The sequence below is a fragment of the Dinghuibacter sp. genome (assembly GCF_035492835.1).
Classification (GTDB): Bacteria; Bacteroidota; Bacteroidia; order Chitinophagales; family Chitinophagaceae; genus Dinghuibacter.
The window spans coordinates 1-15,734 of sequence record NZ_DATJIY010000095.1; the positions used below are offsets into that span (position 1 = coordinate 1).

15 protein-coding genes and 1 tRNA gene are annotated in these 15,734 nt (G+C 56.4%); 5 read left to right on the top strand and 11 right to left on the bottom strand.

Annotated features, from left to right (window positions below; genetic code table 11):
• Window positions 1–151: 151 nt before the first annotated feature.
• The gene (locus VL547_RS08975; protein ID WP_325577321.1) at window positions 152–1,519 is read right to left on the bottom strand and encodes a trigger factor; all 1,368 of its coding nucleotides are present in this window, start codon (window positions 1,517–1,519) and stop codon (window positions 152–154) included.
• 86 nt (window positions 1,520–1,605) lie between these two features.
• On the opposite strand from VL547_RS08975, the gene VL547_RS08980 reads away from it, so the two are divergent.
• Window positions 1,606–2,391: an alpha/beta hydrolase gene (locus VL547_RS08980; RefSeq protein WP_325577322.1), complete on the top strand. Its 786-nt coding sequence runs from the start codon at window positions 1,606–1,608 to the stop codon at window positions 2,389–2,391.
• A gap of 62 nt (window positions 2,392–2,453) precedes the next feature.
• Here the strand turns inward: VL547_RS08980 and VL547_RS08985 are convergent.
• Both VL547_RS08985 and VL547_RS08990 read right to left on the bottom strand, forming a co-directional pair.
• A tRNA-Leu gene (locus VL547_RS08985) sits at window positions 2,454–2,538 on the bottom strand.
• A 52-nt stretch (window positions 2,539–2,590) separates the two neighbouring features.
• Window positions 2,591–3,268, bottom strand: a complete 678-nt coding sequence (locus tag VL547_RS08990) for a hypothetical protein (protein ID WP_325577323.1) — start codon at window positions 3,266–3,268, stop codon at window positions 2,591–2,593.
• A 166-nt stretch (window positions 3,269–3,434) separates the two neighbouring features.
• Between VL547_RS08990 and VL547_RS08995 the strand changes: the two genes are divergently transcribed.
• The 4 genes from VL547_RS08995 (at window position 3,435) to VL547_RS09010 (ending at window position 8,927) form a co-directional block, all read left to right on the top strand.
• Entirely contained in the window at window positions 3,435–5,669 is a 2,235-nt protein-coding gene (locus VL547_RS08995; RefSeq protein ID WP_325577324.1) for a bifunctional (p)ppGpp synthetase/guanosine-3',5'-bis(diphosphate) 3'-pyrophosphohydrolase, read from the top strand.
• 97 nt (window positions 5,670–5,766) lie between these two features.
• Entirely contained in the window at window positions 5,767–7,032 is a 1,266-nt protein-coding gene (locus tag VL547_RS09000; RefSeq protein WP_325577325.1) for an adenylosuccinate synthase, read from the top strand.
• Between the two features lie 85 nt (window positions 7,033–7,117).
• Entirely contained in the window at window positions 7,118–7,591 is a 474-nt protein-coding gene (locus VL547_RS09005; protein WP_325577326.1) for a hypothetical protein, read from the top strand.
• On the top strand, window positions 7,581–8,927 hold the full coding sequence (locus VL547_RS09010) for an anthranilate synthase component I family protein (RefSeq protein ID WP_325577327.1): 1,347 nt from the start codon (window positions 7,581–7,583) through the stop codon (window positions 8,925–8,927). The genes VL547_RS09005 and VL547_RS09010 overlap by 11 nt, the downstream gene beginning before the upstream one ends.
• 82 nt (window positions 8,928–9,009) lie before the next feature.
• Here the strand turns inward: VL547_RS09010 and VL547_RS09015 are convergent, their stop codons facing one another.
• The 8 genes from VL547_RS09015 to VL547_RS09050 form a co-directional block, all read right to left on the bottom strand.
• Window positions 9,010–10,095 carry a lytic transglycosylase domain-containing protein gene (locus VL547_RS09015; RefSeq protein ID WP_325577328.1) on the bottom strand — a complete coding sequence of 362 codons (1,086 nt, stop codon included), beginning with the start codon at window positions 10,093–10,095 and terminating at the stop codon, window positions 9,010–9,012.
• Between the two features lie 73 nt (window positions 10,096–10,168).
• Window positions 10,169–11,608 carry an Asp-tRNA(Asn)/Glu-tRNA(Gln) amidotransferase subunit GatA gene (gene gatA / locus VL547_RS09020; protein WP_325577329.1) on the bottom strand — a complete coding sequence of 480 codons (1,440 nt, stop codon included), beginning with the start codon at window positions 11,606–11,608 and terminating at the stop codon, window positions 10,169–10,171.
• A gap of 16 nt (window positions 11,609–11,624) precedes the next feature.
• Window positions 11,625–12,470 (bottom strand): twin-arginine translocase subunit TatC, encoded by an 846-nt coding sequence (gene tatC, locus VL547_RS09025; protein ID WP_325577330.1) that lies wholly within the window; start codon window positions 12,468–12,470, stop codon window positions 11,625–11,627.
• A gap of 89 nt (window positions 12,471–12,559) precedes the next feature.
• Window positions 12,560–12,799, bottom strand: a complete 240-nt coding sequence (locus VL547_RS09030; RefSeq protein ID WP_325577331.1) for a twin-arginine translocase TatA/TatE family subunit — start codon at window positions 12,797–12,799, stop codon at window positions 12,560–12,562.
• A gap of 88 nt (window positions 12,800–12,887) precedes the next feature.
• A complete protein-coding gene (gene rplS / locus VL547_RS09035; protein WP_325577332.1) occupies window positions 12,888–13,238 on the bottom strand; it encodes a 50S ribosomal protein L19 in 351 nt (116 codons plus the stop codon).
• A 42-nt stretch (window positions 13,239–13,280) separates the two neighbouring features.
• Window positions 13,281–14,840: a ribonuclease Y gene (gene rny, locus VL547_RS09040; protein WP_325577333.1), complete on the bottom strand. Its 1,560-nt coding sequence runs from the start codon at window positions 14,838–14,840 to the stop codon at window positions 13,281–13,283.
• 167 nt (window positions 14,841–15,007) lie between these two features.
• Window positions 15,008–15,349, bottom strand: a complete 342-nt coding sequence (locus VL547_RS09045) for a cell division protein ZapA (protein WP_325577334.1) — start codon at window positions 15,347–15,349, stop codon at window positions 15,008–15,010.
• Between the two features lie 9 nt (window positions 15,350–15,358).
• Window positions 15,359–15,649 (bottom strand): hypothetical protein, encoded by a 291-nt coding sequence (locus VL547_RS09050; protein WP_325577335.1) that lies wholly within the window; start codon window positions 15,647–15,649, stop codon window positions 15,359–15,361.
• Window positions 15,650–15,734 lie beyond the last annotated feature (85 nt).

The window sequence follows — 15,734 nt, forward strand, 5'->3', positions numbered from 1 at the left end:
CCCCCCACCCCTCCGTCCTTCACTCCAGGCTTCAGTTGCTGGCGCGAAGGGGCATGGCGCAGGCGTGCGAAGGCGAGGCGAGGCGCGCGGCGGGTGAAAAAAAGGGCGACCAAAATTTGGCCGCCCGTATGAAGGTCTTGAGAGGGAAATCTTAGTGCTCGTGGCTGTGCGCGTGCTGCATCTCGGAGAATTCTTCGAGGCCGATGGTCTTGGGGGTGAGGGACACCTCGCCTTCGGCCCAGTTGAACATCTTTTCGGTTACGATACGCCGGTAGGCGCTCTCGACCTGCTGCTCGTCCTTGGTCATCCGGTCGACGTAGCTGTCGATCCATTCCATGTTGCCGTCGCCGAGGTTCATCTGGCCGAAATAGCCGAGGACTTGTTGGCGCATATATTCGCGCAGTTCTTCCGGCGTTACGTCGAGGTGGTTCTCGCGGATCAGGTGGTCGCTGATGAGGGTCCAGCGGAGCTGCGACTTGAAAGTGGGGAATTCTTCTTCCACCTCTTCGGCCGACTTGGGCTTTTCACCGCCAACCTGCAGCCAGCGCTTCAGGAACGCTTCCGGCAGTTCGAACTGGGTTTTGTCGAGGAGCTGGTGGTAGAGCTCGTGGTGCAGGAAATCGCGGGTCTGGCGTTCCCAGTAGAGGCGGATCTCGGAGGCGATTTTTTCCCGGAGGGCGGTCTCGGTGGTGATGCCCTGACCGGGGTAGACCTCGTTATAGAAGTCTTCGCCCAGGTCGCGTTTCTCGAGGCGTCCGACCTTGGTAACGGTCAGCGCCCAGTAGCGTTCCAATTCCGCCGGGTCGTGGGGGTCCAGGTTGAGGTCCTTGACGAGGAATTCCTGCTCCTTGTCGTCGAAGGCGTTGCCAAGCTGAACGACTATCTTGTCACCCGGCTTTTTGCCGAGCGCCGTGGCGGGGTCCTTGAAGTATTTTACGGTCAGCGGAATTTCCTTGGTGGGAGCGCCTTCCAGCGGATTCCCTTCGGCATCGCTTTCCACGAAGGTCAGGTTCAGGATGTCTTCGTCGGTATCGGATTCTTCCTTGTCGACGACCTTGCCAAAACGGTTACGCAGCCTGTCCACTTCGGTTTGGATCATCTCGTCGGTGACGTCGATCTCGTAACGGGTCGCCTTGATCTTCCCCAGGTCTATCGCCGGGTTCGGTTTGAGCCCGATTTCGAACTGGAAGGTGTATTCCGCGGGCTGGTTCATGTCCAGCCGGGGCGCGTCGATTTCCAACGGCAGCGGCTGGGCGAAGATTTCGGGCTTTTCTTCGGTCATATAACGGCCGAGTTCCTTTTCGACGGTCTTGACCACCTCGTCCTTGAAAATCGCGGGTCCGTGCATCCGCTTGATTACCCCCGCCGGGACCATGCCCTTGCGGAAACCGGGTATGTTGGCGGACTTGCTGTATTGTTTGAGGGTTTTTTCAAAAGAAGAAAGATAGTCTTCCTTTTCCACCCTGACGGTCAGTTTGTCATTCAACAAACCGATATTTTCTCGCGTAATTGTAGCCATATTTTTTAAAACTGGGGCACAAAGGTACGATATTTTGAGGAACTTGAGGTATGTACGCCTTTCTGCGGAAAATAGTCCTTTGGACAGTGGGAGTAATTCTTGTGCTGTATGCGCTGGGGTGCGTCGGGTACTATTTCACCCAGGAGCGGATGATCTTTCGCGCGCGCGCCCTCCCGGCGGGGGGCAGCTGGCGTTTCCCCGGCCGTTTTGCGGAACATTTTATCGTCACCCCGGACGGCGACCGTCTGGACGGGCTGCTTTTCCGGGCGGACTCTTCCCGGGGCGTCATATTCTTTTTGCACGGCAACAGCGAAAATCTCGGTGAGCTTGGCGGCATCGCACACGTATATACCGACCTCAATTACGATGTCTTTTTCCTGGACTATAGAGGCTATGGTCACAGCGAAGGTCACATCAGCTCCGAGCGGCAACTGCTCGCGGACGTCCAAACGGCTTACGACAGTGTGCGGACGTGGTATCACGAGGACTCCGTGGTAGTGCTGGGCTACTCCATCGGCACCGGCCCGGCGACTTGGGTGGCTGCGCGGAACCACCCCCGGCAGCTCATCCTCCAGGCGCCCTACTACAGCATCCGCGACCTCGCGGCGCATTACGTGCCGTCCTGGTTGGCGTTTTCGTTTCCCACTTTTTTGTTGAAATATCCGTTGCGGACATATACCTATCTGCCCCGGGTCCGGGCCCCCGTCGTCATTTTTCATGGAGACAGCGACCGGGTGATCCCTTTGTCACATTCCTATAAACTAAAGCCTTTGCTCAAGCCGGGAGACCGGCTGATCCTATTGCATGGACAGGGCCATAGCGGGTTTACGGAGAACCCGGTATACCGGGACAGCCTGGCGTCGGTTCTTTAAACCAGGGGAGCACGTCTCCCATTCGCGCAGGCCGGTATAAAAAAAGGCGCCCAAAGGACGCCTGGTGCGGATGAAGGGACTCGAACCCCCAAGCCTTGCGGCATCAGATCCTAAGTCTGACGCGTCTGCCAGTTTCGCCACATCCGCTTAAAAATTCGTGCGCGGTGGTGGCCGCGCGTCCGAGGCGGACAAAAATACATCAATCGCGGGTATTGTAGTGAAAAAGATACCCGATACCGAGGGAAAGCGCCTGGTTGTGCAGACAGCCGTCGCCCTGCGGGCATATGTTGACCAGGCCGCGGCTATACTCCAGGTGGACAACCAGCCCAAACGAAAACTGGTAGGATGCGGTGGCGGTGTATCCGGCGTCCCAGGGGGAGAGGTATAGCCCGTTGGGAGAATGCAGGGTGCTGAAGTGTATATCGCCGGAATACATGGGTGTGGCTGTGGCGCCGCTGGAATCGATCCTGGAACGGTACATGCCCTTTACGCCGACCGCGCCATAAACGCCGCCACCGATAAAGAAGTCGTCATAACCCACGGGAACCCGGTACATCAGCCGAAGGGGGACCTCCAGGTATGTAGCGTGAAAATAGCCCTCTTGCGCGCTGCCCTTGTATAAGGCGGCGCCCTTCGGAGTCAGGTCTATATGTGGTTGAAAATCAAGGTAATCACTCATGCGAAAGTCAGCCCATACGCCGCCCCCGCAGGCCAGGCGCGGGGCGCGTTGCTGGCCGAGGATGTCGGACGGGCCGCCGGTGGCGTTACCCGGGAGGTTACAGGCGAGTCCCTCGCCTTCGATCCCGATGTGCGATTGGGCGTATGTACAGGACAGAACGGAAAATACCCCCATCACTAAACAGAGCAGTCTGGTCATTTTGTGTCAGTTTTTGTAAGCGATCTTTCAGGTAAGCAATGGGATGTCATCCCTTGTCAAAAGGGTAACAGGATTTTTGCACAGGAAGATATAGGGGTATGCGTGCAAGGTAATACAAAAGTGCGTTTCCGGCAAGTACCCGAATATTAAGTAAATTTGATGAAGTATGGACAGCATTGCCGCGATACCCAAATATAACCTGACCGAGGCGCAGGAGAGGAAGGAGATCATCCGTCAGTACAGGGCACTCTTGAGGGCGTTGAAGACCAAGCTCAAAAAGGGTGACAAGGAACTGGTCCGTCACGCGTTCGAAATGGCCGCCGAGGCGCACAAGACGATGCGCCGTAAAAGCGGCGAGCCTTATATTACCCATCCCCTGGCCGTCGCCATGATCTGCGTGGAAGAGATCGGCCTGGGTGTCCGCTCTTCGATCTGCGCCCTGCTCCACGACACCGTGGAAGACACGGACGTCACGCTGGAAGACGTGGAACGCGAATTCGGCAGCGAAGTGGCCCGCATCATCGACGGGCTGACCAAGATATCGAACGTCGTCGACAACAATACGACCCAGCAGGCGGAGAACTTTAAAAAGATACTGCTGACGCTGACCGATGACCCCCGGGTCATCCTCATCAAGCTCGCCGACCGGCTTCATAATATGCGGACCCTGGATTCGATGAAGCGGGAGAAACAACTGAAGATCGCTTCCGAAACGGTATACGTCTATGCGCCGCTCGCCCACCGCATGGGTCTCTATGCCATAAAGACCGAGATGGAAGACCTCTCGATGAAGTACCTGGAGCCCGACACCTACCGCGAGATCGCCCGAAAGTTGTCGGAGACCAAGCGGGAGCGCACCCGGTATATCAACGAATTCATACGGCCCATCCGGGAAAGGCTGGAGGCGGCCAACATAACCGATTTCGACATCCATGGCCGGCCCAAATCGATCCACTCGATCTGGAACAAGATGCGGAAAAAGGACGTATCCTTTGACGAGGTATACGATCTCTTTGCCATCCGGATCATCCTCAATCCGCCCGTCGAGCGGGAAAAAGAGGAATGCTGGCGGGTATATTCCCTGATTACGGACATGTACAACCCTTCCCCGGAGCGCCTGAGGGACTGGTTGAGCAACCCCAAGAGCAACGGATACGAGGCCCTGCACACGACCGTCATGGGCCCTCTGGGGAAATGGGTGGAAGTGCAGATCCGGACGCGGCGGATGAACGAGATCGCGGAAAAGGGGCTGGCCGCCCACTACAAGTACAAGGAAGGCGCCACCGATGAAAGCCGCTTCGACCAATGGTTTGCGCAGATCCGGGAGGTGCTCGGCAACCAGGACACCAATTCCATAGACTTCCTCCAGGAATTCAAGACGTCGTTCCTCACCGAAGAGATCTACGTATATACCCCCAAAGGGGACGTCAAAATGCTCCCGAAGGGCGCAACGGCGCTGGACTTTGCCTTTTCGGTCCACTCCGATATCGGGAGCCGCTGTATCGGCGCCAAAGTGAACCATAAATTGGTACCCATCGGGCACAAGCTCCGCAGCGGGGACCAGATCGAGATCATCACGTCGTCCAAACAGCGGCCCAACGAGGATTGGCTGAACATCGTCGTAACCGCCAAGGCCAAGTCGAAGATCAAAGACAGCCTCAAGGAAGAAAAACGGAAGATCGCCGACGAAGGCAAGTACCTCCTGCAACGCAAGCTGGAGCAGATGGGCGTGGCCTTCAACGTGCACAACGTGGACGAGCTGGTGAATTTTTACAAGACCCAGTCCCAGCTCGACCTCTTTTACAAGATCGCCATCAAGACGATCGACCTGAAGGAGCTTAAGGAATTCCAGATCATCGGAGACCGCCTGGAGCCGCCCCGCCCGGTAAAGCCCGTGGAGCCGCTGGTCCCGCAGGACAAGACGCCCGGCGGCAAGGATTCGGAGCTCATCATATTCGGGGAAAGCAGCGACAAAATCCTTTATACGCTGGCCAACTGCTGCAAACCCATACCGGGTGACGACGTGTTTGGTTTTATCACCGCCACCGAAGGGCTGAAGATCCACCGCACCAATTGTCCCAATGCGGCCCGGCTGCTGTCGCACTATGGCCACCGGGTGGTCAAGACCAAGTGGGCCAAGAACAAGGAGATATCGTTCCTTACCGGTATACGCATCATCGGCCTGGACGACGTGGGTGTCATCAACAAGATCACCAACCTCATCTCCGGGGAAATGCGGATCAATATCAGCGCCCTGACCATCGAGGCCGAGGAAGGTATTTTCCGGGGAAACATACGCTTGTACGTACATGACAAGGAAGAGCTGGACGAGCTGGTCATCCGGTTGAAGGCGCTGACCGGTATCCAGTCCGTCGAGCGGTACGACGCGGAATCCGCGTGACGGGCCGCCGTGCGCGCCGCTGTGCGGCGGCGCAAAAAAAATTTGGGCCATTCGCATGATCGGGCGAGTTTTGCCCCTTCGTTCAATAAATTCTAACATGGTTGATGTAATCCTGGGCCTCCAGTGGGGCGACGAAGGAAAAGGTAAGATTGTCGACTATTTTGCACCCCAATACGACGTGATCGCTCGCTTCCAGGGCGGCCCCAACGCGGGCCATACCTTGTACGTGGGCGACAGGAAGGTGGTGCTCCACCAGATACCTTCCGGGGTTTTCCATGAGAAAACGGTCAACCTGATCGGGAGCGGCGTGGTCCTCGACCCCGTCACCCTGCGCAGAGAGTGCGCGAAAGTGGCGGAATTTGGCATCGATGTCCGCAAAAACCTGTTTATCAGCGAGCGCACCCACCTTATTTTACCCACCCACCGCGCATTGGACAAAGCCAGCGAGCAGTCCAAGGGGAACGACAAAATCGGTTCCACCCTCAAGGGGATAGGCCCGGCCTATATGGACAAGACCGGCCGGAATGGCCTCCGGGTCGGCGACCTGCTCGACAAATCCTTCACGACCCAATACATCAAGCTCCGGCTGAAACATCAGAAGATGCTGGATTCCTTCAATTTCAACGAAGACATTTCGGAGTGGGAAGAAGAGTTCTTCGATGCCGTGGAATTCCTCAAACAGCTGAATATCGTCCCGGGGGAGTACTTTATCAACGAGCGTATCCGTAAAGGACAGCGCATCCTGGCAGAGGGCGCACAGGGCAGCATGCTCGACGTCGACTTCGGGACGTTCCCGTTTGTCACTTCTTCCAACACGATATCCGCCGGCGTCTGTACCGGCCTGGGTGTGGCTCCGCAGACCATCCGGGACGTGATCGGGGTTACAAAGGCCTACTGTACAAGGGTCGGCGGTGGGCCGTTCCCTACCGAGCTGTTGGACGAGACGGGTGAAGAGTTGCGTAAATTGGGCAACGAGTTTGGCGCGACGACGGGCCGGCCCCGCCGCTGCGGCTGGATCGACCTGGTGGCGCTGCGGTTCGCGTGCATGGTCAATGGCGTGACGCAGCTTGTCATGACTAAAACGGACGTACTCGACCCGTTCACAGACATTTATGCTTGCGAGAAATATTCCGTCGGGGGAAAGGACCTGGACTACATCCCCTTCCAGATGACCCGGATGGATATTCAACCCATATATACCAAAATAAAAGGGTGGAATTCCTCTATCGAAAATTCGAAAGATTTTACATCTTTGCCGGGTGCTCTGCATTCATATATTCAGTATATTGACGGTGCAGTTGGCGCGAAAATCAAGTATATTTCCAACGGTCCCGGAAGGGATCAAATCATATCCGTCCCTTAATGGTTGCGGGTTATCGAAAGGGCTAAAAAAAATTTGGACCATTAAAAAAATCGAAGAAATTTTACAAAGACAATCCTGTTAGACTATGGCTGCAAAATCTGATAAGGACAAAAAGAGCCCTGAAAAGAAAGTGAAAAGCGCTGCTCCCGAAGCCTCGAAAAAGGCTGTGCCCAAACCGAAGGCAAAAGAGGATGACGAGGACGAGGACGACGATGACCTGGACCAGGACGAGGAGACGACGCCCAAGAAAAAGGCGGCCACCAAATCCGCTGCCAAGTCTAAATCGGAAGACGACGAGGATGACGACGAAGACCTGGAGGAGGAAGAGGACGACTGGGAAAAGGCGGACGAAGAGGACGACTACGATCCTGACTTCGAGGAGTTCGATATGCCCAAATCCAAGACGAAAAAAGGGCCGACCTCAGGTACATCCGGGGGCGGTGGTGGCGCGGGTAAGTCCAAGGGTGAAGACGACGACGACTTCAAGTTCGACGACGACTTCAAGGACCTGGACCTCTTCAACGACTCCGGTTTCGAAGAAGAAGAGGATGACTTCTAAACGGATATTCGCTACTTTTTCCGTAGACAATATCGGTCATTGTAAACAAAAGCTGCTGAACTGGGTCAACCGGTTCAGCAGTTGTTGTTTTCTGGACAATCATGGCTACGCCATGCCCGGGGGCCGTTTCGAATGCCTGGCGGGGGCGGGGGAGCTCGCGTCCCTTTCGGTAGGCGCCGGGGGGGCGTTTTCCGCGCTGGAGATTTTTCACCGGTATCATAAGGACTGGGTTTTTGGGCACCTGGGGTATGACCTCAAGAACGAGACCGAAGGGTTGTCGTCGGGGTTGCCGGACGGGCTTGGGTTCCCGGACTTGCGGTTTTTCGTGCCGCGTTACGTGTTCGTGATGAGCGCGGCGGAGATGCGCATCGGCGTTCCGCCAGGGGAGTCGCCGGAGGCGATTTGGGCGGCGATACAGGCCGAAGCGGCCAACCCCGCCCGGGGGACCCCCAGGCCCGCCCGGCGGTCCGCAGGGCCACTGCCCCTCGGGGCCCGTTTTACCCGCAAAGACTACCTGGAGACCGTCGGCCGCCTGCAAGAGCATATCCATCGGGGCGACTGCTACGAAGTAACCTTTTGCCAGGAGTTTTTCCTGGAAAATACGGTCATCGACCCATTGGAGGTCTACCGCGCCCTGGATGCGGTGTCTCCCCAGCCGCACGCGGCCTATTATGCCTTCGGCAACCATTTCCTTCTCGGCGCCAGCCCGGAGCGCTATTTGCAGAAGCGGGGCGGTCATTTGTTGTCACAGCCGATCAAAGGTACGGCGGCACGGCGGCCGGAAGATCCCGCGGCGGACCGGAAGCTGAAAGAAGACCTGCTCACCAGTCCCAAGGAACGGAGCGAGAATGTGATGGTCGTGGACCTGGTCCGCAACGACCTTTCCCGCGTCAGCGCGGAAGGGAGCGTGCACGTATCCGAGCTGTTTGGCATTTATCCCTTCCCGCAGGTGTACCAGATGATTTCCTCCGTGGAAGGGACGCTTGAACCGGGACGGAAATGGGTGGATGCCCTGACAGCGGCCTTCCCGATGGGGTCCATGACCGGGGCGCCCAAACGCCGCGTGATGGAGCTCATCGAACGGTATGAACGGACCCGGAGGGGTTTGTATTCGGGGGCGGTCGGGTATATCGACCCGTCCGGGGATTTCGACTTCGCCGTCGTAATCCGCAGCATATTGTACAACCGCGACCGGCGGTATCTTTCCTTTTCGGTAGGGTCGGCCATCACGGCGGCGGCGGACCCCGTCCGGGAATACGAGGAGTGCCTGCTCAAGGCGGGGGCCATAAAAAAAACGCTGGAGAATGTCTTCTCCAGCGCTTCTGAGTATCCTTGAACCGGGGGTGCCGAACGACCGTGCTTGTTTCGTTTCACGGCCGGGCGGCGGCGCGGTCGGAACCGCGTCGGTTGACCACCGGTTATTTTTTATCTTCCTCGTCCTCGTTCAGCAGGGCCCTTACGGACTCATTGAGGATGGCGGCCTTCTCGTCATTGAACATGGCCATCTTATCCCGGGGGAGACGGAGGTTATAACATTCTTCCGCACCCGCGAGCTGCTGGTCGAAATTCGGGTTCAACCGGACGAACTCCGGCAAGGGAACAGCCAGGTGCCGGGCAATCGCAGCGGCGGTAAAGTGACCGGTGATGGTCTGGACCTCCGTATTTTCCAGGTCCTGCTCGCTCAGGGCCGTTTCCAGCTCCTTTTCGCCGCCAGGCAGAAGGTCCGGACCCGCCGGGACCTCTTCCATATAGAAGTTGGTGGCGATAAAGCGCTTTACGTGGTTGCGGCACTCCGCCGGCAGATAATACTGCAGGTCGAAGAAATTGCTGCTTCCGGCCTTCCGGATGGCGCTGTGTATGCGGTTTGTACCCCCGTCATAGGCAGCGATGACCAGCAGCCAGTCGTGGAGCTCGTCGTACATGTCCTGGAGGTAGCGCGCGGCCGCCCGGGTGCTCTTTTCGAGGTCGGTCCGGTCGTCCCGGTGCTTATTGACGGTCAGCCCATAGAGCCGCGCCGTCTCCGGCATAAATTGCCAGTACCCTTTAGCGCCGACGCGGGACGTGGCGGAGTGTTTTAGCTCCGACTCGATGACCGCGAGGTATTCGAGCTGTTTGGGGACGTTGTGGTCTGACAGGATTTTCTCGATCCGTGCGAAGTAGGGGGCGCCCCAGTTCTTCATGCTGGTGAGCTTCTCCTTGTCAGATCGGATAAATTCCCTTTGATAACCAGCCACCAGCGCGTGCGCCTGGGCGGTGTAGGTCAGGGAGTGCGCCGCGGAGTTAACAGCCGGGGCGGCGGCGGTTGCCGCGCTGGCATTGTCTGCCAGTAAAGGTTTGAACCCATAGGGGTCGGATGCTGGGGTAGCGGATGTCCCGGCAATGAGCGAATCTTTAACGCTCTTGACGGGTGAAAGGGACGGATTTTGTTGGTTACCAACAGGACCAGCCACGCTCATCGTACACGATATCATGCCACTTACCCATAGCGATGCAATACGTACCATTATCCAAGTTTTAAGCCATATAATACCGAAACAAGCGGTCAAACATACAAATAAATTCTCATACTTGCAAGGTTTAGACCTTGTAACGCAATAACCAATTGAAAGACAATTGCAACAAATCGGAATCGGAGGCTCGATCGGCTAAAACCTGGACCCCAAACGGGAGACCGTTGGAGTGCCGGAAGAGGGGGAGGGAAATCCCGGGTAAACCGGCAAGGTTGGCAAAAACGGTATAGATATCGGCTAGATATAGCGCGATAGGATCATCTGTTTTGGAGCCCAACGGGAATGCCGTTGTTGGCGCCGTGGGAAGAAGGAGGGCATCATATCGCTGGAATACCTCGTTAGTTTTGTCCACCAACAATTGACGTACCTGTTGTGCCTTCGTGAAATAGGCGTCGTAGTGCCCGGCGCTCAATACGAAGGTGCCCAATAGGATCCGCCTTTGCACTTCCCGTCCGAATCCTTCGCTTCGGTTGGCCTTGTAAAAGCCGTCCAGGGAAGGTTGCGGGGTCCGGCTCCTGTGACCGTACTTGACCCCGTCGTACCGGGAAAGGTTTGATGAAGCCTCCGCGGTGGTCAGCACATAGTACGCCGGGACGATAAAGTCCAGGTAGTCGAATGGTACCGCCTCCACGACCGCTCCGTCGTGTTGCAACATGTCAATGAACTTCAGTAGGGTATTTTGGATTTCAGGGTCAAGGCTGGGATGCATGATCGCTTCCCGGAAATACGCCACCCTCGGGCGACGGATATTGGATGATGGGGTAGGAATATTGATTTCCAGCTTATTACCTAAAGCGGTGCTGTCATAATCATCCGGGCCGCTGATAACGGCCAAAACCCGCGCAACGTCTTCAACAACCTTGCCAAAAATGCCAATTTGGTCAAAACTGGAGGCATATGCGACCACGCCGTAGCGGGAAATGGCCCCATACGTTGGTTTCATGCCTATGATACCACAGAAATCGGCCGGTTGCCGGACAGACCCCCCGGTGTCGGTTCCGAGGCTCAACATACACAAATCGGCTTGTACGGCCACGGCGGAACCTCCGGAAGAGCCCCCGGGGACCATGTTGTCACCGACGGCGTTCCGGACCGGTCCATACGCCGAATTCTCATTGGTGGAACCCATGGCGAACTCGTCGCAGTTGTTCCGCCCGATGATGATGGCGTCCTCCTCCAGGAGCCGGTCCACGACCGTGGCGTTGTAAAGGGAGGTAAAGCCCTCCAGCATCTTCGAGCCGGCTGATAAGGTATGCCCCTTGTAGGCAATCACGTCCTTGAGAGCGATGACCACACCGTGCAGCTTCTTTGGGGGTTCTCCGGCGGCTCTTTTCGCATCCAGCTCCCGTGCCCGGGCTTCCGCTTCGTCGGCAAAAACTTCCAGGTAGGCGTTGAGCGAAGCATGGGTCTTGATCCGGTCGAGGTAATAACGGACCGCCTGCACGCATCCCTCGGGGTTGTCCAGCAGGTAGTCCTGGTAACGTTCTATGGTCGTGAAAGTGAACATAATTTATCGGGTCGCGTTAGCTCCATTCGGCCACTTCCTGTCGGGCCTCCTGACGCTCGACCTTTTTGGTGAGCAGGACCCCTACCTCATAAAGGATGATCAACGGAATGCAGCATACGATCTGGCTGAGCATATCCGGCGGCGTGATGATCCCCGAGATGACCAGCATGATGACGATCGCGTATTTGCGGCTACGCTTCAGGAATGCGGAGCTCACGACGCCTGCCTTGGCCAGGAAGTACAATACGAGCGGCAGCTGGAAGGCAAGGCCGGCGCCCAGGATAATGGGCACGACGGTGCCGAAGTAGCTGTTGATCGTCCATAGGTTTTCGATGGTGTCGTCCAGCTTGAACTTCGAGAAAAAACTGATGGTATATGGCGCAATGACGAAGTAGCCGAAAAGAACGCCCAGGAAGAACAGCGACGATACCCAGAAAATAACGCCCCGGGTGCTTTTTAGCTCCTTGGGCGTGAGCGCGGGCCGGAAAAACAGCCAGAACTGCCAGAATACGTACGGGAAAGCCAGTATGAACCCACCCAGCAGGATTACGTTGAAATAAACGCCGAACTGCCCGGATACCGTATTGCTTTGAAACTTGACCGTCGAACCGGCCAAACAGAGTTTCGATCCGAGCCCGAGGCGCTGGCTGGCCTTGCAGAGGAAATTATAGGTGAAGAAATCCGCATGGGCGGGGCCCATCAGGATATGACGGAAGATAAAGTCGCTGTATATCGCTACGATGATCGCCCCGATGGCGACCGCGACGGCGGATTTGAAAAGATGACCTCTCAGTGCCTCCAGGTGCTCGATAAAGGACATTTCTGCACCATCGACATTTCGCTTGTTGCTAAATAACTTCATGAAACCAAACTGAGGGGTAAAATTATTGCAAATAAAACAAAGCCCCGCATTTGATGCGGGGCCTCGCTAATTCTTTTTAACTGTATGGATCAGTTGGAGGGAGTATCAATGGACTTCGGGGCGGCGGGCGCTGCGGGAGTCGTATTCTTTACAGGCTCGTCACGCAGGTGGTCTTCAAATTCCCGGCGCACATTGTCCTTCGCATCTTTGAATTCCCGGATCCCCCGTCCCAGACCACGCATCAATTCGGGGATCTTCTTACCTCCAAACAACAGGAGGATTACCAACATGATCAGGATCATATGAGGTCCTGTAAATAAATCGCCCATGGTTTTTCTTTTTAGATGTAAGACCTAAAGGTAAATACAAAATAACAGGAAACCCATTAATTTGCTAAATGCTTTGGGTTCTAGCAGCTTATACTTTGCGCTTTTCCCTGATACGGGCGCTCTTACCGCTCCGTTCGCGCTGGTAGAAGAGCTTGGCCCGGCGGACCTTGCCTACCTTGTGTACGAGGATGGATTCGATATTGGGCGAATAGATGGGGAACAGCCTTTCAACGCCTACGCCATCGGAAATCTTACGGACGGTAAAGGATGCGGTAAAGCCGGTGCCCTGACGCTTGATCACGTCGCCCTTGAAGCTCTGGATACGCTCCTTATTACCTTCTATGATCTTATAGTTCACGGTAACGTTGTCCCCGGCCTTGAAACTCGGGAACTCCTTTTTGGGGGTCAGTTGCTCGTGGACAAATGCTACGGCGTTCATGGATTCAAAAATTTAAGGAGTGCAAAGGTAGTAAAAAAATTGTTATCTCGCGACATTCACCGCTCTTTTTTCCCGGATGACGGTCACTTTGATTTGGCCGGGGTAGGTCATTTCCGTTTGGATCTTCTGGGCTATCTCGAAGGAAAGCTTGTCGCTATCGCCATCGCTGATCTTGTCCGCTTCCACGATCACGCGCAGTTCCCGGCCGGCCTGGATGGCGTAGGCCTTTTCGACCCCGGTGTAGCCCAAGGCCAGGTTTTCGAGGTCCTTGATGCGCTGCAGGTATTGCTGCATGATTTCGCGGCGGGCGCCGGGACGGGCGCCGCTGATGGCATCACAGGCCTGGACGATCGGAGAGATGACGTATTGCATCTCCATTTCGTCGTGGTGAGCGCCGATGGCGTTGACCACGGCGGGGTTTTCCCCGTATTTTTCGGCGAGCCGGGCGCCCAGCAGAGCGTGGCTCAGCTCGGTTTCTTCGTCGGGTACCTTACCGATGTCGTGGAGCAGACCGGCGCGTTTGGCGAGCTTGGGGTTCATTCCCAATTCCGAGGCCATAATAGAGCAAAGGTTGGCAACCTCCCGGCTGTGCATCAGCAGGTTTTGGCCATAGGAGGAACGGAAGCGCATTTTCCCCACGATCCGGACCAGCTCCTTGTGCAGCCCGTGGATACCCAGCTCGATGACCGTGCGTTCCCCGATCTCCATGACCTGTTCTTCAATCTGTTTGCGGGTTTTTTCAACCACTTCCTCGATACGGGCGGGGTGAATACGACCGTCGGTGACCAGGCGCTGGAGCGACAAACGGGCGATTTCCCGGCGGAGGGGGTCGAAAGAGGACAGGACGATCGCTTCGGGCGTGTCGTCCACGATCAGGTCCACCCCGGTCGCGGCCTCGATGGCGCGGATGTTCCGGCCTTCGCGGCCGATGATCTGTCCCTTGATCTCGTCGGTTTCCAGGTTGAAGACCGTGATGGCGTTTTCGATCGTCTGTTCCGCGGCCGTCCGCTGGATGGTCTGGATGATGATCTTACGGGCTTCTTTATTGGCCTTTTGCTTGGCTTCGTCGATGATTTCCTGTTGCAGGGAAAGGGCCTGGGTCTGGGCCTCGTGCTTGAGGGACTCGACGAGCTGGGCCTTTGCTTCCTCGGCGGTCAGGGCGGCGATCTTTTCCAACCGGCGGATGTGCTCCTCCTGGTGCTTCTCGAGCTCGGAACGCTTGTGGCTCACGACCTCTATTTGCTTGTTGAGGTTTTCCTTGATCGCCTCGTTCTCCTTAATCTGTTTGTCCAGGGCCCCGGTCTTTTGGTCGAGACCTTGTTCCTTTTGCCTGATCCGGTTTTCCGCTTCCGATACCTTCTGGTTGCGCTGGAGGACCTCCTTATCGTGCTCGGCCTTTAGCTGTACAAACTTCTCCTTGGCTTCCAGTTGTTTTTCCCTTTTTATGGTTTCGGCGTTATTCTTGGCGTCCGAGATAATCTTTTGTGCCTGTTGGTCAGCTTCTTCGACTTGTTTTTGGGTGTTTTTGGCGAAAATGAATTTTCCGGCGATGACTCCGGCGGCAAGACCTACTACTCCTAGTATGATCGATACTATATCCATGGGGATTCCTTCGTTTTAAATGGTTCACAATCCAGCACCTACACGCATACAGACACGCTGCTGCCATACCGGGCGGTTAGTTTGCGAAGGTATAGGAAAAATAGGACAGATCGTCACGGGGCCGTGCTTTGGCATGAGATTTATTGCCTTGCGGCGTCGCCGCGACCTCACTCCGGCGGCAGCCGCCGGGGCGCCGTTTCGACCGGGAAGGGCTCACCGTGGGCCAGCGCCCTGTCCAGCTGCTCTTCCAATTGTGTCAACTCTTTGACGAGCGATGCCTCCACCATCGAGGCCGGCGCGCCGCCACCCACCTGCGTCGCGTACCAGACGAGCACCATGGCGACATAGTCCTGCATATCCTGCCCGGCGAACTGGGTTTTGAATTCCAGGATCTTTTCGTTGATGACCTTGATCGTCCGGCGGACGTGTTCCTCGTCGTCGGTGGCGATCTTGATCCGGTAGGTCCGGTCTCCCAGAACGATATTGGCGGGGATGAGTTCGTTAGCCATGGCGGGGGGTTATTCCGTGAGCAAGGCGATACAGCGGTCGATCTCCCGGATGTATCCGTTGATTTTTTTCTCCAGACCTTTCTTGTCGGATTCGCTGAGGGAGTCCGGGTCGCCCACCTTCATGGCTTCGACCTGGTGGTCCAGGCGGGCGATCGTCTCCTGGTAGGCGGCCTCCTGCCCGCGCAGGAGGGCGTTTTCCCGTTGCAGCCGGTCGTTCTCCTTGCGGAGGAGTTGCCACTGTTTCAGGAGGACGCCAATTTTTTGACGGAGCCGTTCGATGTGTTCCTGCGTTTCCGACATGCGCGTGGGAAATGGTTTGCGGTGCAATATAACCATTTCCCACGCTCCGCTAATGATGGGCCTTCGGCCGGCCTGTGGCTGGCCC